The sequence below is a fragment of the Bradyrhizobium dasycarpum genome (genome assembly GCF_042019905.1).
Lineage (GTDB): Bacteria > Pseudomonadota > Alphaproteobacteria > Rhizobiales > Xanthobacteraceae > Bradyrhizobium > Bradyrhizobium japonicum_B.
Map to the genome: position 1 here is coordinate 5,152,904 of NZ_CP169574.1, position 23,618 is coordinate 5,176,521.

A 23,618-nucleotide genomic window follows, 5' to 3' on the forward strand; every position below is an offset into this window, starting at 1 on the left:
CGCATTTTCGCGCCACCTTCTCCCACACGGGGAGAAGAAAGGGCCTCAGCCCTTCCTGTCCGGCACGCGCTTGATTTTCGCGCCGAGCGCGTTCAGCCGTTCCTCGATGCGCTCGTAGCCGCGCTCGATCTGGTCGGCGTTGTTGATGGTGGAGGTGCCCTGGGCGCATACGGCCGCCAGCAGCATGGCCATGCCGGCGCGGATGTCGGGCGAGGTCATGGTTGCGCCGTGCAGGCGGCTGGGGCCGGCGATGATCGCGCGATGCGGGTCGCACAGCACGATGCGCGCGCCCATCGCGATCAGCTTGTCGACGAAGAACATCCTGGATTCGAACATCTTCTCGAACATCAGGATGACGCCCTCGCATTGCGTGGCGGTGACGATCGCGATCGACATCAGGTCGGCCGGGAAGGCCGGCCAGGGCTGGTCCTCGAGCTTCGGCACGTGGCCGCCGAAATCGTCCTGGATCTTCAATGTTTGATTGGACGGCACGATGAGATCGTCGCCCTCGACCCGGCAGACGATGCCGAGCCGCTCGAATCCCATGCGGATCGAGCGCAGATGTTCGACGCCGGCGCGCGTGATGCGCAAGGGAGAGCGCGTCACCGCGGCAAGCCCGATCAGCGAGCCGACCTCGATATGGTCGGGCTGGATCCGGTAGGTCGCGCCCCCCAGCGTCGCCGGCCCATGGACGACCATCGTGTTGGTGCCGATGCCCTCGATTTTGGCGCCGAGCGCGACCAGGAAGTTGGCGAGGTCCTGCACGTGCGGCTCGGAGGCCGCATTGCGCAAATACGTGACACCGTCGGCGGCGACCGCCGCCACCAGCGCGTTCTCGGTCGCGGTGACGCTGGGCTCGTCCAGGAACACGTCGGCACCGGCAAGCTTGGGCGCACGGAATTCGAGCCGGTCGGTCGCGGTGACTCGTGCTCCCAGCTGGCTCCAGCGCCAGCACATGGGTGTCGAGCCGGCGGCGGCCGATCACGTCGCCGCCTGGCGGCGGCAGCATCACTTCGCCGCAGCGGGCGAGCAGGGGGCCGGCGAGCAGGATGGAGGCGCGGATGCGAACGCACAGCTCGGGGTCGAGATCGGCGGCGCGGATGCTCTTGGCGTGGATATTGAGCGTGTTGCGGGCGGTCCATTCCGCTGACGCACCGACCGAGCGGATCAGCTCGACCAGCGTCTCGGTGTCACGGATCCGCGGCACGTTCTCCAGCGTCACCGGATGCTCGGTGAGCAGGGCCGCGGCGATGATCGGCAGCGCCGAATTCTTGTTGCCGGACGGCTCGATCGAGCCCGAGAGCCGGTGACCGCCCTCGACGATGTATTGGATGGGCGCCACGTCGGTTTTCTCCGTCCTGTTGCGTTGGGCCGGGCTGCTTCGGGAGCGGAAACTACCGAGAATTGAGCAGGGTAGCAATTCTGCACTTGCGGCGGCGGAAGCCGCTCATTGGCCTCGAACGGCCCGCTGCGTCAGGCGTTTAGAACAAGCCGATGATATTCGCTACCACATAAAGGACGACGACCAGGATCAGGACGCCCATGGCCAGGAAGGATATCTCGATGGCGATGGCGCCGGTCCCGAGCGCGGCCGCGACCCCGGCCAGCAACCGCTCTTCGCGAAACACCAGCGCGAGCACGGAGAACAGGATGGCGAGCAGGCCGAGCGAGATTGCGGCGACCGTGGCGGTTTCACTCCAGCTTCGTCCAGCCGACTTTTCGACCTTCGGAGCCTGATACTCCACGCCCTTCACCTTCGCGACGATGCGGTCCTTGATGCGATGGCCGGTGTCGACGATCACCTTGTCCGCCGGCGGCGGCGGAAACACGATCGGCACCACCCAATGCGGCAGCACCGCCGCCATCAGCGCCAGCACGCCGACAATGCTGCCGATGATACCGAGGCGGCGTGAGGGTGCAGTGGAACTGGGCGTTGCGGAGCCGGTCATGACGTGGCGCTTCCCGGCCGGAATTGGCCTTACGGGTTCATGCCACTTCGTCGCGGCGGCTGGGAGGGAGGTTCAGGGCGGTGTCGTCATCACGGCGGTGCGCTCCCTCCCCCGCTTGCGCAGGGCTATCGCATATGGCGCTTTGCGAGACCTGAGCGCGCGCCTCGTCCTTCGAGACGACCGCTTTCGCGGTCTCCTCAGGATGAGGCTAAGCAGCATTGGTGCTCGGAAATTGGTGCCGCGCACCTGGTCCTCATCCTGAGGGCCCGCCAACGGCGGGCGTCTCGAAGGATGGCCACAGGCGAGATCGCTACATATGCGATTGCCCTGCCCCGGAGGGGAGGGTTGGGGAGAGGGTGCCTCCGCAATGGGACAATCCCCAAGGGGAAGAAGCCCTCACCCGCCACGCTCTGCGAGCGTGGCGACCTCTCGCAAGCGAAAGAGGTGCAGCGAGTGCTCGACCGAGGGATCGGAACCCAAAACCAAACGGTCTCAAATATCGATCGTCGCGCTCAGCGAGTGCTCCTGGATGAAGTCGCGGCGCGGCTCGACCACGTCGCCCATCAGCTTGGTGAAGATGTCGTCGGCCTCGTCGACCTCCTTGACCTTCACCTGCAGCAGCGAGCGCACGTCGGTGTTGAGCGTCGTCTCCCAGAGCTGCTCCGGGTTCATCTCGCCGAGGCCTTTGTAGCGCTGCAGCGTGATGCCCTTGCGGCCGGCGTCGGTGACCGCCTCGAACAGGTCGGCCGGGCCATAGACCATGTGCTCGACATCCCTGCGCCGCAGCTTGCCGGGGCGGGCGTAAACATCTTGAAGCTTCACCGTGTACTCGTCGAGCTTGCGCGCCTCGGCGGACCCCAGGAAGGCGTCGTCGATGACAGCGGCTTCCTTGACGCCGCGCACGGTGCGCTCGAACTGGAAGCCCTGGCCTTCCACATATTGCCCGATCCAGCCGCGCTCGACCTCGTCGGCCTGGTTGTCCAGCCGGCCCGCGATGTATTGCGCCGCGGCCGCGGCTTTCTCGGGATCGCCGTAAATCGCCTTGTTCAGCACGCCGGTGATGGCGGCCTGCTCGATGACCTTGCGGTTATAGCGGCTGTGCAGATTGCGCAAGATGCTGCGGACCACGCGGGCGTCGTCGACCAGCGAGCGCAGGTCGCGGCCGGTGCGGTCGCCGCCGCTGCCCGGAATGAAGACGCAGTCGTCAAGCCCGGCGTCGATCAGATAGTCTTCCAGCGCCCGTTCGTCCTTCAGGTACTGCTCGGACTTGCCGCGTGAGACCTTATAGAGCGGCGGCTGGGCGATATAGAGATAGCCACCGTCGATGATGTCCCGCATCTGCCGGTAGAAGAAGGTCAGCAGCAGCGTGCGGATGTGGGCGCCGTCGACGTCGGCGTCCGTCATCACGATGATCTTGTGATAGCGCAGCTTCTCGATCGAGAACTCGTCGCTGATGCCGGTGCCGAGCGCGGTGATCAGCGTGCCGATCTGCTCGCTCGACAGCATCTTGTCGGGGCGGACGCGTTCGACGTTGAGGATCTTGCCGCGCAGCGGCAGCACCGCCTGGAATTCGCGGTTGCGGCCCTGCTTGGCGCTGCCGCCTGCCGAGTCGCCCTCGACGATGAACAGCTCCGACTTGGCCGGATCCTTCTCCTGGCAGTCGGCGAGCTTGCCGGGCAGCGAGGAGACCGAGAGCGGGCTCTTGCGGGTCAGCTCGCGCGCCTTTCGTGCGGCTTCGCGGGCGGCCGCGGCCTGGATCACCTTGCCGACGATCATCTTGGCCTCGGAGGGGTGCTCCTCGAACCAGGCCTGGAGTGCCTCGTTGAGCACGTTCTCGACCACGGGACGCACCTCCGAGGACACCAGCTTGTCCTTGGTCTGCGACGAGAACTTCGGATCGGGCACCTTCACGGACAAGACGGCGGTGAGGCCTTCGCGGCAATCGTCGCCGGTCAGCGCGATCTTCTCCTTCTTGGCGTTGGCCTCGGCATAGCCGTTGACCTGGCGCGTCAGCGCGCCGCGGAAGCCGGCAAGATGGGTGCCGCCGTCGCGCTGCGGGATGTTGTTGGTGAAGCACAGCACGTTCTCGTGGTAACTGTCGTTCCACCACAGCGCCGCCTCGACGCCGATGCCGTTGGCTTCCGCCCGCACCATGATCGGCGCCGGCACGATCGGGCTCTTGTTGCGGTCGAGATACTTGACGAATTCCTCGACGCCGCCGGAATAGTGCATCTCCTCGCGCTTCTCGACCGCATGGCGCATGTCGGAGAGGGCGATGTTGACGCCGGAATTGAGGAAGGCGAGCTCGCGCAGGCGGTGCTCCAGCGTCGCGAAATCATATTCGACGTTCTTGAACGTGTCGGTCGAGGCGTGGAACGTTACCTCGGTGCCGCGCTTGCCCGGCGCGTCGCCGACGACCTTGAGCGGCGCCACGGCGTCACCATGGGCGAACTCGATGTAGTGCTCCTTGTCGTCGCGCCAGATGCGAAGCTCCAGCTTGCTCGACAGCGCATTGACGACGGAGACGCCGACGCCGTGCAGGCCGCCGGAAACCTTGTAGGAGTTCTGGTCGAACTTACCGCCGGCATGGAGCTGGGTCATGATGACCTCGGCCGCCGAGATGCCTTCGCCCTTGTGGATGTCGACGGGAATGCCGCGGCCGTCGTCGCGCACGGTGACGGAATTGTCGGCATTGAGGATCACGTCGACGCGCGTGGCGTGGCCTGCCAGCGCTTCGTCGATCGCGTTGTCGACGACCTCGTAGACCATGTGGTGCAGACCCGAGCCGTCGTCGGTGTCGCCGATATACATGCCCGGGCGCTTGCGGACGGCATCGAGACCCTTGAGCACGCGGATCGATTCCGCACCGTATTCGCTCGGATTGGAGGGCTCGTTTTCGGCAGCGGGCTGCCGAGCTGGTTCTGTCATGAGAGGCCTTCGAATGTCGCCCGAATCAGCGGCGCAGAAGGCGCTGATTTGCGGGGCTATTTGTGCCATGAAAGCGGGCTAGCGCCTAGCGCAAAGTATGCTGCCGCAACCCTTTGAGCAGATAGGGTTTTTCGGTCGGTTTTCAAGCCTTCAGAAGGCCGTTTTGGGGCCCTGCAAAAAAGCGATTCGAGGGGTCGTTTTGGGGCCCTGAAAGGCGTGGATTTTGCGGGGCGTGACGTCGTCCCAGGCGCCGGTCGGAGCATCTTTTTTGGCAAAGTTCATGGCGCGACCCGCGGTGCAGCCGTTCCCGCTTGCAAGCGGGAGCGACTGCGCGCCGCCTTTGTGGTCGGCTCAATACATCTGCAGCGGCAGCACGTCGCCGCTCGGGCCCACCACGAGGCCCCAGATGTCGCCCGCGGCCACGGTGAGCGCGTCGGTGCGGGTGGGCTGTCCTTGCGTGCGCACCGCGTATTGGTACTTGCCTGGTGGCAGATCGAGCATCGGGCCTTTCGGCGCTTGCGGGCCGCCGGCACCGGCCGCGATCTTCACCGCCTGCTTGTTGATGGTGAGCGAGGCCTCCTTCGGGCCCATGTTGCCGAGCATCACCCGCGCCTGCCCTGCCTTCGGCATGATGTCGGCCTTCACAGCGACATCCGCGTTCTTCTGCGCCAGACTGACCGTGGTCTCGCCCTTGGTCCGGCCGAGCTTGAGCACGGCCGGGCCCTGCGGCCAGGTGAAATCGATCTGCGCGTGGTCTGCCGACACCGCCGCGCCGTCGGTCTTTTCCTGCCAGCCGAGCTTGGACAGCTCCGCGCGGTAGAAGGCGAGGACCTCCTGGAGCGGAGCGGGGATGCTGGCTGTCAGCTCGCGGCGGAGCGGGGCCTCGCCGCCGGGTATCTTGGTGGTGGCGAGCGATTTCGACGAACGCTGCGTCGGCACGGGCAGCGGGGATTCGGTGTCGAGCTTGAGCGGCTCGGAGGATGGGGCCTGCACTTCCGGGATCGCTGCCGGCTTCGCCGTGGCCATCACCAGGCCCGATCCGCTGGCGCTCACGTTCACGTTCGGGCCCATCTGCATCACGGTCATCGAGATCGATTTGCCACCCCTGGCGAATTCCATCACCGCCATGTTGGGCTGGTTGATCACGGAGGGCTGCTCCTTCCAGCCGGCGGGCTTGAGCGATGCGCGATAGAACGCGGTGAGCGCCTTCACGCTCGACGCCGAGGAGAATTCCAGCCGGCCGTCGCCGCCGTCGAATTTCACGCCTTCGGCGTTTTCAGGCAGCGGCACCGGCGTCGTGCTGTCGGCAAGCGTCCTGAGCGGTGTGTCCGAGAGAGAGACGGCCTGGGCCTTGCGCCGGGCTTCATCGGCGGCGATGAGCTGCTGGGCCGCCCCCAAGGCATCGCCGAGGAATCGCGCGTCTGCCTCCTTCTTCGCCTTGGCGCGGGCGGCAAGCGCCGATTCCTTCACCTGCGCGGTCAGGCTGACCATGGTGAAATCATACTTGCGGCCAAGCCGCAGCACGCCGGTTTCCTCGGGGTTGGAGATCCTGATCGCGACGTCGTCGCCGGCGGCGAGCGGCGCGTTGCCGTCCTCCCGCCAGCCGCGCGCGGCGAGCTCGCGATGATAGAAGGCGAGCACGGCGGGCAGCTCGGCCATCGCAGCGACCGACATCTCGCGCGTGTTGGAGCTGGCGCTGCCGAGGCTCCTTGCCGATTTGGTCGGCTTGGGCCGCGGCAGCCCGGCCATGTCATCGTCGGCCTCGAGCTCCTGCGGCAGCGCGAACGGCGCCACCCTGATCTCGACGTTGGTGCGGCCGTCGTCGCGGCGCGTCAAGGTCAGCATGACCGGCTTCTGCTTGTAGAACTGCGCCGTGTCGCCGCCGGGATGATCGAAGAAGGCACGCACGCCGTTCGGCACCGTCTCGCCGAGATCGGCGTTCGGCCAGCGCGCCGCCGTTTCGGGCGTGAGCTTGCGCCAGCCGATCGCCGCCATTTCCTTGGTGAAGAATTCCGACGTCGCATCCAGCGCGCCGGGCGCGATGCAGCCGAGATAGGGTCTGGTCTCGTCGAACACGAGGTTCGTCGCGCCGTCCGGAAAGGGGACGTTCGCATAGATCCGGTTGGGCGTGTAGGACACCGCGGATTGATCGGGGCGCCCGCGCGCCTGGGCGAAGGAGACGCGCAGCCCCTGCCGTCCCTTCTTGAAGGTCAACGCGGCGCTCGTCTCGTCCAGCGGGTAGACGTAGGGCACCCAGCCGTCGGCGCTGAGCAGCTTCCTGGTGGCGTCCGACGTGGCGGCAAGGGCGGCCGGCACGGTGTAGATAACGCGATAGGTGTCGGGGCGCGAAGTGTCCTCCATCGCGCCATCGAGCCGCGGTAGCGTATGGACGTCGACGATGCCCTCGTCGGCCGCGCCCGCGGGAGGCGCAATGCCCGCCATCGCGAGAATGCCGCAGGTCAGCAGCAGCCATCTGACCGGGACTTGCGCCCCAAGCAGGATCATCGGCATCGTCTAAACTCCTGGATGTCGCGCGGGTCGCCATGCCCTGCGCAGCAGGCTGCGGCGTCGTTGGCGCGCGGCCTCAGACGAGAAGTCGCGGCGGGAACCGGAGAGGTTCAACAGGGCGCCGATGCCGGGACGTAGTGGCGCTCAGTACAGCTGAAGCGGCGGCCACGCCTCGCCGTCCGGCCCGACCGTGAGCTCCCAGGTATCGCCGGCTGCGACGGTGAGCATGTGCGCGGTGGCTCGACGACCGGGCGCGCTCAATCCGTAGGAATATTTGCCGGGCATCAGATCCAGCGCGACGGCGTTGGCGCCGGCCGGGCGCGCAATGCTCCGCTCGTTGATCGTGAGGACGGCCTCGCTCGCGCTGATATTGCTGAAGACCAGCTTCGACTGACCAGGCTCGGGCAGGACGTTCGCGCGTGTCGCGACATCCAGATTCTTCTGCACGAGCTGGACCGAGGTGCTGTCGCCGTTGCGGGCGAGCGCCAGCGCCGCAGGCCCGACCGGCGAGACGAAGGTGAGGCGCGCGTGATCGGCCTCGACCGCTGAATCATGCTGCTGCTCCTGCCAGCCGAGCTTTTGAAGCTCGGTACGATAGAAGGCGAGAACATCGCCGAGCGCCGCGGGCACGCGGGCTTCGAGCCGGATCCGGAGCGGAGCCTCGAGGCCCGGCATCATGGTGGTGTGGGTGCCGCGATAGAGGTAGCGGGTCGGCACGGGCAGCCTGGCATCGGGATCCGGCGTGAGTGCGGCCGAGAACAGCGGCGGCAGGGTAGACACGAAGGCGCCGGCGCTGGCCGCGAGCAGGCAGCTTGCGAAGAGCGCAAGGCCGCACGCGAACAGCTGCCATCGTGCCGGAGCTTGCGCCCCACGCCTCACCGTCGTCATGCCCATGCTCAAGGATATCGCGCGCGTCCGATATTCGCGCGATGGCCGCGTGTTGCAGCCTCAAGCAGCTAGTCGCTGACGGAAACGGGCGGGTTCAACGCGGCGGCCTAGCCTCTGGCCGAGACTCGTCCGCTCTCGACGTCAAACACTTCGCCTCCGGCGCCGATCTCGGCGAAGGCCGCAGGGTCCGCGCCGGTCAGCCACACCTGCGCGCCGAGCTTCTTCAGCTCGTCGAACAGCGCGGCGCGCCTGCTAGGGTCGAGATGCGCCACCACCTCGTCGAGCAGCAGCAGTGGCACGATGCCGGTCATCTCGGCGACCAGGCTCGCATGCGCCAGAACGAGGCCGATCAGCAGCGCCTTCTGCTCGCCGGTCGAGGCGTCGCGCGCGGGCATGCTCTTCGGCGCATAGATCACCTGCAGGTCGGTGAGATGCGGGCCATCGGTGGTGCGGCCGGCAATCGCATCGCGCGGGCGGTTGTCGCGCAGGATCTGGCGATAGCGGTCCTCGACCGAGGTTGCGGTCTCCTGAAGCAGCGCATTCTCCATCCAGCCGTCGAGCGCGATCTGCGCCGAGGGGAAGGCGGAGGCCTGCGCGCGCGCGTTGAGCATGCCGGTCAGCCTTGCCGCGGTCTGGCCGCGCGTGGCCGCGACCGCGACCGCAAGCTCCGCGGTCTCGCGCTCGATCGCATCACACCAATGGTCGTCGTAATTGCGGGTTTCGAGCAGCCGGTTGCGCGAGCGCAAGGAGCGCTCCAGCGCGTTGATGCGGCTGGAATGCTCGCTATCGATGGCGAGGACCAGGCGGTCGAAGAAGCGCCGCCGCTCGGACGCCGCGCCCATGAACAGCCCGTCCATCGCCGGCGTCAGCCACACCATCCGGATGTGGTCGCCGAAGGCTGCCGCCGAACCCACCGGCTCGCGGTCGATGCGGCAGCGCCGGCTCACCGCGCTGTCGGGCCGCGGTGCATCGATGCCGGTGCCGAGCGTCGCCAGCCCCAGCGCGCCCTCGACCTGCGCGGAGACGGCCCAGGAGCCGTCGCCCTGGTTGTCGGCGACGTCTTCCAGCGTGGCGCGCCGCAGCCCGCGTCCCGGCGACAGGAACGAGATCGCCTCGATGCAATTGGTCTTGCCCGCTCCGTTCGGCCCGACCAGCGCCACCAGGTCAGCCGCCGTCTCGAGCCCCGCCGCCCGATAATTGCGAAAATGCGTCAGCGTCAGGCGATGAATGCGGGAGGGGGTCATATCACTCTGTCATTGCCGGGCTTGACCCGGCAATCCATCGCCCGTGTCAGCGGGCAATTTCATCATATAGGTCTTGCCACGCCGGATTGCCCTTCACGATCAAATCGATCTTCCACTCACGCGACCAGTGCTTCATGTTCTTTTCGCGTTGGAGGGCGGCGGCGATCGTGTCGTGTGCCTCGAAATAGACCAGGGTCTTCACCCCGTGGCGTTTGGTGAAACCGTCTGCCAGCCCTTCGCGGTGCTCATAAACGCGTCGAACTAGATTGTTGGTGACGCCGATATAGAGTGTTCCACCGGGTTTGCTGGCGAGGATGTACACCCAATAAGTCATCTTGTTTGATGGATGGCCGGGTCAAGCCCGGCCATGACGAGAAGAGAGAAATCGTCTCACACCCGCATCGGCATCAGCACGTACAGCGCGCTCTTGTCGTCGCGGTCCTGCACCAGGGTCGGCGAGCCAGGGTCGGCGAGGCGGAGCGTTGCGACGTCGCCTTCGATCTGGGCGGCGATGTCGAGCAGGTAGCGGGAGTTGAAGCCGATATCGAGGGCGTCGGAGGCGTATTCGACCTCGAGCTCCTCGGTCGCGCTGCCGGAATCCGGATTGGTCACCGACAGCACCAGCTTGCCCGGCGACAGCGACAGCTTGACGGCGCGCCCGCGTTCGCTGGAGATGGTGGAGACGCGGTCGACCGCGTTCTCGAAATCCTTCTTGTCGACGACGAGCTCCTTGTCGTTGCCTTGCGGGATGACGCGGCCGTAATCGGGGAAGGTGCCGTCGATCAGTTTCGAGGTCAGCACGACGTTGCCGATGGTGAAGCGGATCTTGGCCTGCGACAGCTCGACCGTCATCTCGGCGTCGGTATCCTCGATCAGGCGCTGCACCTCGCCGACGGTCTTGCGCGGCACGATCACGCCGGGCATGCCCTCGGCGCCCTTGGGCTGCACCAGGTCGAGCTGGGCGAGGCGGTGGCCGTCGGTGGCGACGCCGCGCAGGGTGGCGGCCTTGGGCGTGCCGGCGGCGTGCAGATAGATGCCGTTGAGGTAATAACGCGTCTCTTCGGTGGAGATCGCGAACTGGGTGCGGTCGATCAGCCGCTTGATGTCCTTGGCGGCGAGCGAGAAGGAATGCGACATGTCGCCGGCGGCCAGATCCGGGAAGTCGTTCTCCGGCAGGGTCTGCAGCGTGAAGCGCGAGCGCCCGGCGCGGATCGCCAGCACGGCGCGGTCGCCATCGGCCTCCAGCACGATCTGCGAACCATCCGGCAGCTTGCGCACGATGTCGTAGAACATGTGGGCCGGCACGGTGGTGGACCCCGCGGTGGCGGTTTCCGCAGGCAGCGTCTCCGTCACCTCGAGGTCGAGGTCGGTCGCCTTCAGCGACAGTTTGGCGTTCTCGGCCCGGACCAGCACGTTGCCGAGGATCGGAATCGTGTTGCGGCGCTCGACCACGCGGTGGACGTGGCCCAGCGACTTCAGGAGTTGCGCGCGTTCGACCGTAACCTTCATTGCTCTACTCGCCCGATCCCCAAAATGAAGAAGCCGGGCGGTCGTAAAGCCCCGCCGCGGCACCGATGACCCCGGCAGGTCGGGGCCATCCAATCGATATGACCAAAGCCGCCAGGGTCGCGCAAGGTGGCTCGGATGGCCCCCGGATTCAAGGGATTGGGGGCCAGTTCCGTACGATTCCCACGATTTACCGCCCAAACCAAAACCGCCGCCCTGGCGAAGCCGGGACGGCGGCAGAAGGGCAGGAGCGCCTTAGGCGTTTATTCCTGGAGCTGGCGCTTCAGCGACTCCACTTCCTCCGACAGCGCGGTGTCCTTGGAGACCAGCGCCTCGATCTTGCGGACGGCGTGCAGCACCGTGGTGTGGTCGCGTCCGCCGAAGCGGCGGCCGATCTCGGGGAGCGAGCGCAGGGTCAGCGTCTTGGCGAGATACATCGCGACCTGGCGCGGGCGCACCACGTTGGCGGTGCGGCGCGAGGAGAGCAGGTCGGAGCGGCTGACATTATATTGCCGCGCCACCACGCGCTGGATGTCCTCGATCTTGATCCGCTTCGGCTCCTGCGGCCGCACCAGGTCACGCACCTCGTGCTCCGCCATCTCCAGCGTCACCGGCCGGTTGTTGAGTTTCGAGTGCGCGAGCAGACGGTTGATCGCGCCTTCGAGGTCGCGGCCGTTATGGGTGATGGTGCGCGCCAGATAATGCAGCACCTCCTCCGGCACCTCGAACGTCGCATGATGGGTGCGGGCGGCTGCGACGCGCGACTTGAGGATGCCGTGGCGCAGCTCCTCGCCGAGCGAGCCCATCTCGACCACGAGGCCGCCGGCGAGCCGCGAGCGCACGCGATCATCGAGGCTCTCGAGATCGGACGGCGGGCGGTCGGCCGCGATCACGACCTGGCGGCCGGCGTCGATCAGCGCGTTCAGCGTGTGACAGAACTCGGCCTGGGTCGATTTACCCTGCAGGAACTGGAGGTCGTCGATCACGAGCACGTCGATGCCGCGCAGCGCCTCCTTGAAGGCCAGCGCCGTCTGCGTCTTCAGCGCGGCGACGAAGCCGTACATGAATTTTTCCGCAGTCAGGTACAGCACCTTGCGCTCGTTGCCGGAATTGCCGGCCCACGTCACGGCCTGCAGCAGGTGGGTCTTGCCGAGGCCGACGCCGGCATGGATGTAGAGCGGGTTGAACATCACGGGATCGCCCCGGCGCCCTTCGGCGACCTGGCGCGCGGCCGCATGGGCCAGCGTGTTGGAGCGGCCGACGACGAAGCTCGCGAAGGTCAGGCGCGGGTCGAGCGGCGAGCCGCCGAGCGCGTCGTGACTGGCCGAGACCGGCGCGGTCGCGGTCGAGCGCAGCTCCGGCGCGGGCGCGCGCCGCGTCTCGAAGCGGCGCCGGCACGTCCTTCGGCGGCGTCACCGGGCGCACGGCCGAACGCACCGTGAGGTCGATGCGATGAACTTCCGGCATCTCGGCCTGCCAGCACGACAGCACGCGCTCGGCATAATGGGCCTGGATCCAGCTCTTCAGGAAACGCGTCGGCACCGAGAGCCGCACGCTCTCGTCCTGCACGCCTTCCAGATCCATGCGTGCAAACCAGCTCGTGTAAACGTCCTCGCCAACGCTCGAGCGCAGCCGACCCTTCACGCGTGACCAGCGATCCTGTTCCATTGTCATCGTCAGAAAACTTCTCTTGAGAGATTTAGTTGCGTGGTGAGCGCCATGCAGAGTTCCTGCCGTCAGGGGTTCTGTCATGGGGCGACCTCAGAGCGAGTCCATCGTCAGACATGGCTCCGCCGTTCGGCGAGAACGCCGCGTCCGGTCAGCGATGTCAGAGATGGAGGGTTCGCGAGGTCAGCGCGTACTCGGCGCTCCGTCACGCGCGGGAGGCTGGAGGTCGGACTGATCTAAACCGGCATCGTTCGAAGAGAAGACGTGTTTCAATACCGCGTTGAGTCCGTAAGACATGATACCTCCCCGTCCTGCCGTGATTGCTCACGACAAGGTCCTGCGTGTCCAAAAGACAGCCGCGGCGTACGATGTCGCGGATGCCTGCCCGTGTACTAATCGTCCGCTCGACTTCGCCACCTTGCGTGCCGGGGTAGCATTGCGATGTCTCTCATATGCGCTTGGCACGAGGCGGGAAGATCCCGCTTGGAGACATTCAGACAAACAGCTACCGTTCCCATATTGCTATGGGTTGTGAACCGACATCACTTTTTGAAGCGTCGCCTACGTGCACACCGCCGCCGATTTGCACGCTCGCCCCGTTTCCTAAACCGCGCTGGTCTGAAGATCGTGGGCGCCGCTGACGACCTAAGGAATACACTAAGCGGAAAGACTCGCAACGAATTGATTCACACTTGAGCCACCAAAAAAACTTGACGTCGGTTAACGTCGCGCGCGACTTGTGCACAGGCTTCGGAGCAAGTTTTTGGATTCGTGCACAGAATCGAGAACGCCGCACCTCATGTGACAATTCTCCGCCACCGCCAAAATTTTTTAACAAAATCTTCATGCGCCCGACGCGCGGACGAATTTTCCAAATGCTTGCGGTCGCTATGTCGATAAGTGATTAGCGAGACATCGTTTTTTGAGTCCCGTTTCGCAGGGTAACTCCCACGCCGTATGCGCTCCGGTGAATTTACGGTGTGTAGAACTTTCGTTGCTTGCGGATTCAATTCGAGCCCGCGGCACAGCGGTTTTCGCAACGCGGTGAAGGTTTGCGCCGTTGCACCGCATCGGCAGGTAGAACTACGGAACGAAGAATGGCGCTGGCGCTGCGGAATCTCCAGTCGAGCGTCGATCGTGCGTGTCCGCTTTCCGTGATTCATGACGGGCAACAAAAAAGCCCGGCGCGATGCCGGGCTGTTTGATGCGTGCGATGTGCGATCGATCCGTCGACCGGTCGGCCAGCCGTGACCTGCAGGCTGACCTGACGAGCTTACTTTGCGAGCTTGGCGATCTGCGCCGTGAGGCGCGAGACTTTGCGGCTGGCGTTGTTCTTATGAATGATGTTGCGCTGCGCGGCACGCATCAAGGCCGGCTCGGCATTCGCCAGCGCCTTCACGGCGGCGGCGCGGTCGCCGGTCGCGATGGCTTCCTCGACGGTCCGCACGGCACCGCGCATCTGGGTGCGGCGCGACTTGTTGACGGCGGTGCGGCGGGCGATCTTGCGCGTCGCTTTCTTGGCGGAAGTGGTATTGGCCATGGTCTCAATATCCTTTGCGGGTACCGGTCGCGTCTTGGTCGGGTAGCGCCGGCTTGCTTGACCGCGGAATCGACGCTCGGATTTAGGGTGTTCGGTTGCTGGGCCGTCCCGGGAACATGAGGCCTCAAGGAGCCCTAAGCTCAAGTGGCCTGCAACTGCTCAAAGAACAGCGGCGGCAGGATTGCGCCCGCCGCCAGTTGGCGCCCTTATAGAGAGGCTCTTCGGCACCGTCAACGCTTTCCGGGGCTGGAAAAGCAGCCCCAAGGCGCCCCAGGAGGCGGTGTAACGCCCTGAAGAGGTTGAATTTCTATCGTCGCCCGGCTATTGGCTGGCGGCGTCTTGTCCAGGTCCTCCGATCGGACGACCAAATAAGGTGAGGCATGATCCGCGGCTTTTTCCGACTGATTGGGCTGTTGCTGCTCGCCGGCGGGTTCATCTTCATGGTCTATGACGGCGCCCGCTGGGTGGCCGATCAGACCCTCAGGTTCACCCGGTTCGGCCAGTTCTGGAACGACATCAATCAGGCCAGCCAGTCGGCCTTCCGCACCTGGGTCGAGGCCAAGGCGCCCTGGCTCTGGACCTCGGTGATCCGCCTGCTGCTGGATCAGCCGGTCTTTGCCGTCCTCGGCATTCTCGGTATCCTGCTGATGATCCTGTTCCGGCCGCGGAAGCCGTTGATCGGCTATTCCCGGGATTGATCCTTGGCGACACCGGCGTGTCCCGCCCAATCGGCCGTTGGCGCGAGCGCTTAAGGCAAGTGCGAGCTCGGTGCACCTCATCCGCTTGCAAGCGGGAGAGAGGGCGTACCGTGTTTGCATCGAGCCGCGTCGCGTCACAGCGCTCCCCCGCAAACGCTTTATTAACCATAACCGGTGCATCACTGGAGCTGTCTCGTTTCGAGGGATAGGTCCGGTGCCAGTTGCACGCGCGTTTCGATCGTCGATCTCGGCAGTGGTCCTGACAGCGTCCGCCGCGCTGGCCCTTGGCGGCTGCATGCAGACCGCCGGTCCCGTCGCGGTCATGCCACCGCGCGCCGACCTCGATTCCATGGCCTATGGCCAGCCCTACAATGCGCCGCAGCCGGTTGTCGTCGCCGACGGCGGCGGCGCCATCGGCGCGCTGCGCAATTCCTTTGCCTCGTCGCCCGCCCCCATGCCGGTCGGCTACGCCGCGCCGATGGCGGCGCCGGTGCGCTATGACGCCTCCTACCATCTCGACGCCGGCGACAAGCTCCGCGTCGTGGTCTACGGCCAGGAAGGTCTTACCAACAGCTACGCCATCGATGCCGGCGGCTCCATCACCATGCCGCTGATCGGCGCGGTGCCGGCACGCGGCCGTACCACCGCCGGACTTGCCGGCGAGATCGCCGCGCGCCTGCGCAACGGCTACATCCGCGAGCCCTCGGTCGCGGTGGAGATCGAGGCCTATCGTCCGTTCTTCATCCTCGGCGAAGTCACCGCGCCCGGCCAATATCCCTACGTGCCGAACATGACGGTCGAGAGCGCCGTCGCGATCGCCGGCGGCTTCTCGCCCCGCGCCAAGCGCGACGTGGTCACCGTCACCCACACCGAGCGCGGCGGATCCATGCGCGCCGTGGTGCCGCTCGGCACGCCCTTGAACCCCGGCGACACCGTGTTCGTCGGCGAGCGCTGGTTCTAGGCTCGTTTCAGTCCAACTCTCTCCTGTCGTCATTCCGGGGTGCGCGCAGCGCGAACCCGGAATCCATTTTTGTGCAAACCCTGACGCTCGATGGATTCCGGGCCTGCGCCTATCGGCGCATCCCGGAATGACAGCGGAAGGCGATGCGGCGGCGTGCTACCTGCGAAAATCCAGCCGCCCACTCGGAAAACATCCGTCGATCCTGCTGGCATCGATCACGCGCCCGACCCATGGCCGCGTGATCGCCGGCGTGGTCAGGTTGATGTATTTCCCGACCAGACGATCCGCGCCGTCGCGCGCGGCCTCGATCAGTCCGTGCCGGCGGCCATTGTCCCAGTCGAAGCGCAAATAGATGCGATTACCCGCAATCCGCACTTCGGCGCGCCCTTGTTTCCACTTGTCCGGCGTATCGCCGGCAATGGTCGGATCGGTCCCGCCGTTCCAGCGGCTCGCCCATATGCCTTCGAGCGGATCGGACGGCGCTGCGATTGCTGCCCACGCCGCCGCATTGTCGTCCGCCGCATCGCCGGGCAGCGAAGCCGTCGCGGCATAATCCATCACCTCGGAATCGTCGGGTGAGGGGACATCCATGGCTCCGAACGGATTGCGGATGACGAGATGCGTGATGGATTGCTGCATGGCGATCTCCCGGCGAGAGTTGGCTTTGATCCGCCAGCTCTATCGCCGCGCGCCGCGCTGCAGCCACCCGATTTCTGCTTTGGAGGCAAGGCCCAACCCTCTCCGCGGTCATTCCGGGGCGCGCGTTAGCGCGAACCCGGAATCCATCGCGCCGCTATCGCTGACGTGCAATGGATCCCGGGCCTGCGCCTATCGGCGCATCCCGGAATGACGGTGAGAGATCGCGCTCTACTTCACGCGCTCTATTTCAAATGTGTCGCGAAGAAAGCCATGCTGCGCGGCCAGGCGATATCGGCGCTGGCCTTGTCGTAGCTGGCGCGTTCGTCGCAATGGAAGCCGTGCTGCGCGCCCGGATAGACGAAGACCTCCACCTCGGGCCGTTTCGACCTGATGGTCTCGACGTCGGTCAAGGGGATGCCCGCATCCTTCTCGCCGAAATGCAATTGGGTCGGCACCTTCGGCGTCTCCTCGGCAAAGCGAACGACGGCGCCGCCGTAATAGCCGATCGCGGCCTTCAGGCCGGTCAATCGCGTCGCCGCAACGAAGGCGATGCTGCCGCCCAGGCAAAAGCCGATGATGCCGACCGGGCCGATGCTCTTCACCGCATCGATCGCCGCCTGCGTATCGCGCAGCATTGCTGCCCAGTCCGGATTGGCAACGAACTTGCGCGCTTCGGCGATCTCATCGGGCGAATAGCCCGACTGGAAGTTCGGTGCGGTGCGGTCGAAGATCGAGGGCGCGATCGCGACATAGCCTTCCCCGGCAAGGCGGTCGCAGACCGCGCGGATGTGGTGATTGACGCCAAAGATCTCCTGGATCACGACCACCGCGCCCTTCGGCGTGCCGGCAGGGTCGGCGCGATAGGCGCCGAGCTGGAAATTGTCGGACGCCGTCAGCTTGATGTCTTGTCCCACGCGGGTTGTCCTTCTTGGTTGTCGATCCAAAATTCGGCTCTCTGCCCTCATCCTGAGGAGCGCGCCCTTCGCGCGCGTCTCGAAGGATGAAAGGCCGAGATGCAGCAGCCGGGCCTTCATGGTTCGAGACGCGTCTGCGGCGCTCCTCACCATGAGAATACACCTCACTCCCACATCCAGTTCTCGCCGTAATCCTCCTTCCATCCCGCCAGCCGCCCCTGGCGGAATTGCAGGAACAGGCGGTGACGGTAAGGAATCAGGCCGCTGCCGCCGATGTTGCGTAGCGCGAGATAGATCTCGTTGCCGGGACGCCCGCGCACATATTGCAGCGGCTGCCCGAGGGCGCGGGCGGTCTGCTCGGCGTCCATGCCGAAAGCGAGCGGAATGTTGTTGGACAAGGTCGCGACGAAGGGCCGGCGCGACGGCACCGCGCCGAACGGCTCGGCCTGCGCCGGCGACGACAGCAGCGCAGCCGTTGCGACGGCCGCGAAGATCGCTCGCATCATGTCTTGCGTCCCAGATTGCCTAGCCTATGTCGGCAAGTTCTTCAGGCAAGTTCTTCAGGAAAGCCGAGACGGCGTCAACAAAAGCCTTAGGCTGATCGATGTTGACGGCGTGACCGGCAGCGGGGATCACGACCTTTTGTGCCCCGGGGATTTTTGCGGCCATGTAGTCGGACGCGGCCAGGAACGGCGTGTCGTCGGCACCGACCACGATCAGCGAGGGCACCTTGATGTCGGGCAGCAGCTCGATCACGCGGGCATCGCGCTGGGTCAGCATGCCGCGTGCGGCGAGGGCCAGTCCCTTGGCATTGCGATGGCTGGCGGCGGCGCGCTCGGGCGTTGCCGACTTCAGGACCTCGAGGCCTTCGCGGTCGAGTCGGTCGGCGGTGGCGAGCGCCCGCGCATTCCAGGCCTCGCGCGCGTCGTCCTTCTTGAAACCGGGGCCGGTGTCGATGATCAGCAGCGCGCGGGTCCGCTCCGGATGGGCGCGATAGAACGCGAGCGACATGTAGCCGCCGAGCGACAATCCGCCGATGATCGCGCGCTCCGCACCGACCGCATCGAGGATCGCCGCCATGTCACCGACCGTGAGGGCTTCGCTGTACGCACGGGGATCGTCGGGATAGTCGGACTGGCCGTGGCCGCGCATGTCCCACAGGATCAGCTTGTGCTCCCTGGCGAGCGCATCGACTTGGCCATGCCACATCGCCGACGTCGACGAATAACCATGGGTGAGCAGCAGCGGCGGTCCCTCGCCGTGAACCTCGTAATAGATATTGACGCCGTCCCGATTGATCCCAGGCATGGTTCCGTCCCTCTTGTCTCCTGCTTACTCTAGCGGCGAATGACAGCGGAGGGTGGGGCGAAAGCGCGAAAAATTGCCCTTTGTTATCAATGCCATTCTACTGTGCATGGGGTTGTTTTGCGGATTTCAGGTCCCGCCATCGGAACCAGAACCCGTAAAATTGCGCCGAATTCCCCAAGGTTCCATTGAGCACGCCTCTTAAGGGCCGGAGAACCTGATCCGGCTTAGGCTGATGCCAAATCCCGATCCCATGCTCTGGGGAAGCCATGAACGCGCCAGCCAAATCCGCCGCCAAACGCCGGCTTCTGCTCGCCTCCGACCGGAGCGACGAGAGTTCCGAGCTCGCCAGCATCCTCAAGGCGGTCGGCGACGTCTCGACGGTGACGACGCAGGACATCCCCGAAAAACCCTCGCGCGATCTCTCCGGCCTCGTGGTCGACATCAACCTGCGCTCGCCCGAAAGCGTGCAGCGGGTGCGCAACAAGCTGCGCGGCGATGCCTATCGCTCGATGCCGCGGCTGTTCGTGCTCGCCGACGCGCTGCATCACGGCACCATGCAGGCGTGGGCGCTGGGCGCCACCGACACCATCTCGCGGCCGCTGCAGGCCGATGCCATCCTGCAGCGCATCCGCGCCGCCTTTCCCGACACCGCCGTTTACGACGCGACCGACCGCGGCAAGACTCTCAACCGCGGCGTCGAGGCGGCGCATGCGGTGCTGGCGAAGATGTTCGAAAAGCTGCCGCTCGGCGTGCCCCTGACCTTCGACGACGTCATCGCCGCGGAAAGCAAGATCCTGAAGGCGATCAAGCATTCCTCGCTGCGCGAATGGCTTACCACGGTCGGCTGCCATCATGTCGGCAGCTATCGTCACTGCCTGTTCGTCACCGGTTTCGCGGTTGCCTTCGCGCAGCATCTCGGCATGCGCGAGGACGACCAGCGCCGCCTCGTTCGCGCCGCGCTGCTGCACGACGTCGGCAAGGCCTTCGTTCCCTCCGCGCTGCTCGACAAGCCCGGCAAGCTCACCGACGAGGAGATGGCCGAGGTGCGCCAGCATCCGCGCCGCGGCTATGACGCGCTTGCCGCCCAGGGCGGTTTCCCGCCGGAGATGCTCGACGTGATCCTGCATCACCACGAGTTTCTCGATGGCAGCGGCTATCCGAACGGCCTGTCGTCAAACCAGATCAGCGACATCGTGCGTCTGACGACGATCGTCGACATCTACGCCGCGCTGGTCGAGAAACGCGCCTACCGCATGCCGTTCACGCATTCGCGTGCGTTCGCCATGATGGAAGGCATGAGCGGCAAGCTGGACCAGCAGCTGCTGCAGGCGTTCCGCCCGGTCGCGCTGGGATCGTTTTAGTCCGGTGCCGTAGGGTGGATTAGCCGAAGGCGTAATCCACCGAACTTCGTTCGGCATTCTCTGAAGCATGGTGGGTTACGTCTTCGGCTAACCCACCCTATGCGCTCACCCCACCATCTTCCGCAGCTCCGCCTTGGCGACCTTCTCCAGCGTCGAGCGCGGCATGTCGTCGACCAGCCTGATCTCGCGCGGCACCTTGAAATCGGCAAGGCCTTTGCGGCAGGCTTCCATCACCCGCTCGTGCAGATCGGGCGCGGCGCCGGCGACACCGCCCTGCGGGATGATGAAGACCACCGGCACCTCGTCCAGCATCGGGTGCGGCTTCGCCACCACGGCGGCTTCGCGCACGCCCGCTACCAGCGCGATCACCTGCTCGATCTCGGAGGCCGCGACGTTCTCGCCGCCGACCTTCAGCATGTCCTTGGCACGGTCGCCGAACTTGATGTAGCCGTTCTGGAGCCGCTCGACGCGGTCGCCGGTGAGGAAGAAGCCGTGCTCGTCGAAGCTCTCGCGCGTGGCTTTCTCATTGTGGAGATATTCGGCGAACAGCGACAGGCCGGGGATGCCCTTGATCGACAGATTGCCGGTGCCGCCGACCTCGGTCGGCCGGCCGTCGTCGTCGGTGATGCGGATCTGATATTCGGGCGCGGCGCGCCCGATCGACATCGGGATGTTGGGCTGGTCGACCTCGCCGACGATGCCGTGGGTGATGGTCTCGGTCATGCCCCACCAGCCGATCATCTTGATGCCGAAGGCGGCGAAGGCCGGCGGCTCGTTGATCGCCGTGCCCCACAGGCGGAACTTGTGGTCTTTCGGGACCTCCTGCTCCAGCAGCGCCTTCATGCAGAACGGAATGGTCGAGGTCCAGGTCGCGCCGTGCTCGCGCGCGACGCTCCAGAACCGGCTCGCCGAGAAGCGCGGCTGGATCACGCAGGTGGCCCCGACCCACAGCGTCGCCAGCATGGAATAGGCCAGCGCGTTGGTGTGGAACAACGGCAGATAGGTCTGATGCACGTCGCTCGCATGCAGGTCCTCATGCGCGGCGTTGATCTTGGCGCCCCACAGCGCGTTGGCGTGGGTCCACAGCACCGCTTTGGGTCGCGATGTCGTGCCCGAGGTGTACTGCACGCTGCACGGCGCAAGCGGATCGGTCGGGCGCTTGGGGCGGTCGGTGCTGTCGGCGAACAGCGATTCAAACCTGTCACCACGTGAGACCGCCTGCGCAGGCGCCGCGCCGGCATCATGCGAGGTCACCGCCATCCAGCGAATGTTGCGGCAGTTCTGCGCGACGAGTTCCGAATAGGCCGGCTGGGTGATCGCGGCAACCGCGCCGCAATGATCTGCGAAATACGCGATCTCGGCCGGTGCGGAGCGGGTGTTGGTGGTGACCGCGATGGCCCCGAGCTCGACACAGGCAAACCAGGCCAGCATCGCCTCGATGCAATTGTCGAGATGAATGAGCACATATTCGCCCGGATTCACGCCGCGCCGTGCCAGCCCCGCCGCCAGCGCGCCGACTCGCTCGTGAAACTCGCCATAGCTCCAGCGCCGCGCCGGCGCATCGAACGGCGCCCAGATCAGGAACGGATGATCGCGCCGGACCTCGGCGCGCATCTTGAGCAACCAGGGTACGTCGAGCCCGTCGAACGGGCCGACGATTCCGGCGGTGGTTTGTTGAAGTGGCATGGCTCCTCCCCGTGCAGCCTGCATCTTGATGGCGGCTGTCATGCGATTATTGCGTCTTCCTGCCATCGGATGGCGCGGGACGCAAATGAGGAGATGGGCGTGCTGCGCAGTGGCAGCGTGTTCGGTCTTTCCTTCGTCATTCCGGGATGGTCCGAAGGACCAGACCCAGGAATCTCGAGATTCCGGGTTCGGTGCTGCGCACCGCCCCGGAATGACGGAGACTAATCCTCGTATGACGAAATCTCGATCAGGCTGCCGTCGGGATCCCGGCAATAGACCGAGCGCAGCGTGCCGCGGGCGCCTTGCCGCGGGCCTGGACCGGCCTCGATCGCGATGCCATGTGCACCCAGATGCGCTGCCACCTCGTCCGGTGTGGCCGAGGTGAGGAAGCACAGATCCTCGCTGCCGGCGGTCGGGTGGTTGGCGGTGAACCACTCGACTCTGTCGGCATCGCGCTGGCGCACGTTGATCCTCTGGTTACCGAATTGAAGGAAAGTCCGCGGCGCTTTGCCGCCGCCCGGATCGAACACCTTGACTTCCATGCCGAGAATCTTGCGGTACCACTCCGCTGTCGCCGCAACATCGCTGACGTTGATCACGAGATGATCCAGGGCATGAATCTTGACCGTCATGTCTCATCCTTTCGTCATGATGCGCCGCGCGCACTTTCCGCCCGCGACGACCTTTGTTACAACCCGATCGACTCGACCTACAAGCTATTCGACCTTCAAGAACAACACTGGGAGAACCCTTGAGATGATCACTCGCCGTACCGCGCTGGGCCTGCTCGCCGCCAGTCCGCTTGCAGCCACCCCGTTGTCGAAGGCTCTTGCCGCCGATTATCCGGCCCGGCCCGTGAAATGGGTGGTCGGCTATCCGCCGGGCGGCGCCACCGACATCCTGGCGCGCCTGATCGGCCAGCGGCTTTCGGAAAAGCTCGGCCAGCAATTCGTGGTCGAGAACAAGCCGGGTGCCGGCAACAACATCGCCACCGAATCGGTCATCAATGCCGAGCCCGACGGCTACACGCTGCAGCTGGTCAACCCGGCCAATTACATCAACGCCTCGCTCTACAAGAACCTCAAGTTCAACTTCGTGAACGACATGGCGCCGGTCGCCTCGTTCCAGCGCGTGCCGAACGTGATGACCGTTGGCAAGGACGTGCCGGCCAAGAACGTCGCCGAGTTCATCGAATATGTGAAGGCCAATCCCGGCAAGGTCAACATGGCCTCGTCCGGCAACGGCACCTCGGTGCATCTGTCGGGCGAGATGTTCATGGCCATGACCGGCTGCAAGATGCAGCACGTGCCCTATCGCGGCGCGGCGCCCGCGATCACCGACATGCTCGCCGGACAGGTGCAGGTGATCTTCGACAACATGCCTTCGATCATCCAGCACATCCGCTCCGGCTCGCTTCGTGCGATCGGCGTCACCACGGCGGAGCGCTCGCCGCAATTGCCCGACGTGCAGACGGTCGCCGAGACCGTGAAGGGCTACGAGGCCAGCGCGCTGTTCGGCATGGGCGCGCCCAAGAACACGCCGAAGGACATCATCGCCAAGCTCAACGCCGAGGTCAACGCGGTGCTCAAGGAGCCCGACATGGCCAAGCGTCTGGTTGAGCTCGGCGGCGAGCCGCGGCCGCAGACTCCGGAAGCGTTCGGCGAGGAGATCAAGGCCGAGACCGAGAAGTGGCGGAAGGTCGTCGAGTTCGCCGGCCTGAAGGTCGAGTAGCGATCCCGGAAATGACGGGAATGAAGCCCTGCCGTTCGGCAGGGCTTTTTCTTACGCGCTTCGTTTCCTTGGTCTGGGCCGAGCTGGCC

19 protein-coding genes and 2 pseudogenes are annotated in these 23,618 nt (G+C 65.4%); 5 read left to right on the forward strand and 16 right to left on the reverse strand.

Annotated elements, in window-relative coordinates; translation table 11 throughout:
• Positions 1-45: 45 nt before the first annotated feature.
• From murA to rpsT, 10 genes and pseudogenes are all read right to left on the reverse strand, one after another.
• Positions 46-1,342 (reverse strand): annotated as a pseudogene (murA, locus tag ACETMP_RS24670) (UDP-N-acetylglucosamine 1-carboxyvinyltransferase).
• Between the two features lie 139 nt (positions 1,343-1,481).
• On the reverse strand, positions 1,482-1,949 hold the full coding sequence (locus tag ACETMP_RS24675) for a hypothetical protein (protein WP_375158206.1): 468 nt from the start codon (positions 1,947-1,949) through the stop codon (positions 1,482-1,484).
• A 492-nt stretch (positions 1,950-2,441) separates the two neighbouring features.
• Positions 2,442-4,877, reverse strand: a complete 2,436-nt coding sequence (gene gyrB, locus ACETMP_RS24680) for a DNA topoisomerase (ATP-hydrolyzing) subunit B (protein ID WP_028133682.1) — start codon at positions 4,875-4,877, stop codon at positions 2,442-2,444.
• A gap of 351 nt (positions 4,878-5,228) precedes the next feature.
• Positions 5,229-7,388: a hypothetical protein gene (locus ACETMP_RS24685; RefSeq protein ID WP_375158207.1), complete on the reverse strand. Its 2,160-nt coding sequence runs from the start codon at positions 7,386-7,388 to the stop codon at positions 5,229-5,231.
• Between the two features lie 141 nt (positions 7,389-7,529).
• Complete coding sequence (locus tag ACETMP_RS24690; protein WP_375158208.1) at positions 7,530-8,273, reverse strand: hypothetical protein; 744 nt, start codon at positions 8,271-8,273, stop codon at positions 7,530-7,532.
• Positions 8,274-8,380: 107 nt separating this feature from the next.
• Positions 8,381-9,517: a DNA replication/repair protein RecF gene (recF, locus tag ACETMP_RS24695; protein WP_028133685.1), complete on the reverse strand. Its 1,137-nt coding sequence runs from the start codon at positions 9,515-9,517 to the stop codon at positions 8,381-8,383.
• Positions 9,518-9,563: 46 nt separating this feature from the next.
• On the reverse strand, positions 9,564-9,851 hold the full coding sequence (locus tag ACETMP_RS24700; RefSeq protein ID WP_375158209.1) for a GIY-YIG nuclease family protein: 288 nt from the start codon (positions 9,849-9,851) through the stop codon (positions 9,564-9,566).
• 56 nt (positions 9,852-9,907) lie between these two features.
• Positions 9,908-11,026: a DNA polymerase III subunit beta gene (gene dnaN / locus ACETMP_RS24705; RefSeq protein ID WP_375158210.1), complete on the reverse strand. Its 1,119-nt coding sequence runs from the start codon at positions 11,024-11,026 to the stop codon at positions 9,908-9,910.
• A 260-nt stretch (positions 11,027-11,286) separates the two neighbouring features.
• A pseudogene (dnaA, locus tag ACETMP_RS24710) lies at positions 11,287-12,697 on the reverse strand (chromosomal replication initiator protein DnaA).
• 1,267 nt (positions 12,698-13,964) lie between these two features.
• A complete protein-coding gene (gene rpsT / locus ACETMP_RS24715; protein ID WP_027563963.1) occupies positions 13,965-14,231 on the reverse strand; it encodes a 30S ribosomal protein S20 in 267 nt (88 codons plus the stop codon).
• A 380-nt stretch (positions 14,232-14,611) separates the two neighbouring features.
• Between rpsT and ACETMP_RS24720 the strand changes: the two genes are divergently transcribed.
• Together ACETMP_RS24720 and ACETMP_RS24725 are read left to right on the forward strand one after the other, a co-directional pair.
• Positions 14,612-14,929 carry a hypothetical protein gene (locus ACETMP_RS24720; RefSeq protein ID WP_028133689.1) on the forward strand — a complete coding sequence of 106 codons (318 nt, stop codon included), beginning with the start codon at positions 14,612-14,614 and terminating at the stop codon, positions 14,927-14,929.
• Between the two features lie 214 nt (positions 14,930-15,143).
• Complete coding sequence (locus ACETMP_RS24725; RefSeq protein WP_375158211.1) at positions 15,144-15,890, forward strand: polysaccharide biosynthesis/export family protein; 747 nt, start codon at positions 15,144-15,146, stop codon at positions 15,888-15,890.
• 156 nt (positions 15,891-16,046) lie between these two features.
• On the opposite strand, the gene ACETMP_RS24730 is transcribed toward ACETMP_RS24725, so the two are convergent.
• The 4 genes from ACETMP_RS24730 to ACETMP_RS24745 all read right to left on the reverse strand — a co-directional run bounded on the left by ACETMP_RS24730 (position 16,047) and on the right by ACETMP_RS24745 (position 18,751).
• Positions 16,047-16,529, reverse strand: coding sequence for a hypothetical protein (locus tag ACETMP_RS24730; protein WP_375158212.1), 483 nt, complete (start codon positions 16,527-16,529; stop codon positions 16,047-16,049).
• A 242-nt stretch (positions 16,530-16,771) separates the two neighbouring features.
• Positions 16,772-17,443, reverse strand: a complete 672-nt coding sequence (locus ACETMP_RS24735) for a dienelactone hydrolase family protein (protein ID WP_375158213.1) — start codon at positions 17,441-17,443, stop codon at positions 16,772-16,774.
• 164 nt (positions 17,444-17,607) lie between these two features.
• A complete protein-coding gene (locus ACETMP_RS24740; protein WP_375158214.1) occupies positions 17,608-17,949 on the reverse strand; it encodes a hypothetical protein in 342 nt (113 codons plus the stop codon).
• Between the two features lie 19 nt (positions 17,950-17,968).
• A complete protein-coding gene (locus ACETMP_RS24745; RefSeq protein ID WP_375158215.1) occupies positions 17,969-18,751 on the reverse strand; it encodes an alpha/beta fold hydrolase in 783 nt (260 codons plus the stop codon).
• Between the two features lie 266 nt (positions 18,752-19,017).
• Here ACETMP_RS24745 and ACETMP_RS24750 point away from each other — a divergent pair, with 266 nt between their 5' ends.
• Complete coding sequence (locus tag ACETMP_RS24750) at positions 19,018-20,112, forward strand: HD-GYP domain-containing protein (protein ID WP_375158216.1); 1,095 nt, start codon at positions 19,018-19,020, stop codon at positions 20,110-20,112.
• Between the two features lie 105 nt (positions 20,113-20,217).
• On the opposite strand, the gene ACETMP_RS24755 is transcribed toward ACETMP_RS24750, so the two are convergent.
• On the reverse strand, positions 20,218-21,798 hold the full coding sequence (locus tag ACETMP_RS24755; protein WP_375158217.1) for an AMP-binding protein: 1,581 nt from the start codon (positions 21,796-21,798) through the stop codon (positions 20,218-20,220).
• A gap of 221 nt (positions 21,799-22,019) precedes the next feature.
• Complete coding sequence (locus tag ACETMP_RS24760; RefSeq protein WP_375158218.1) at positions 22,020-22,430, reverse strand: VOC family protein; 411 nt, start codon at positions 22,428-22,430, stop codon at positions 22,020-22,022.
• Between ACETMP_RS24760 and ACETMP_RS24765 the strand changes: the two genes are divergently transcribed.
• Positions 22,401-22,553, forward strand: a complete 153-nt coding sequence (locus ACETMP_RS24765) for a hypothetical protein (protein ID WP_375162065.1) — start codon at positions 22,401-22,403, stop codon at positions 22,551-22,553. The genes ACETMP_RS24760 and ACETMP_RS24765 overlap by 30 nt on opposite strands.
• Position 22,554: 1 nt before the next feature.
• Positions 22,555-23,529 carry a Bug family tripartite tricarboxylate transporter substrate binding protein gene (locus ACETMP_RS24770; RefSeq protein WP_375158219.1) on the forward strand — a complete coding sequence of 325 codons (975 nt, stop codon included), beginning with the start codon at positions 22,555-22,557 and terminating at the stop codon, positions 23,527-23,529.
• Positions 23,530-23,618 lie beyond the last annotated feature (89 nt).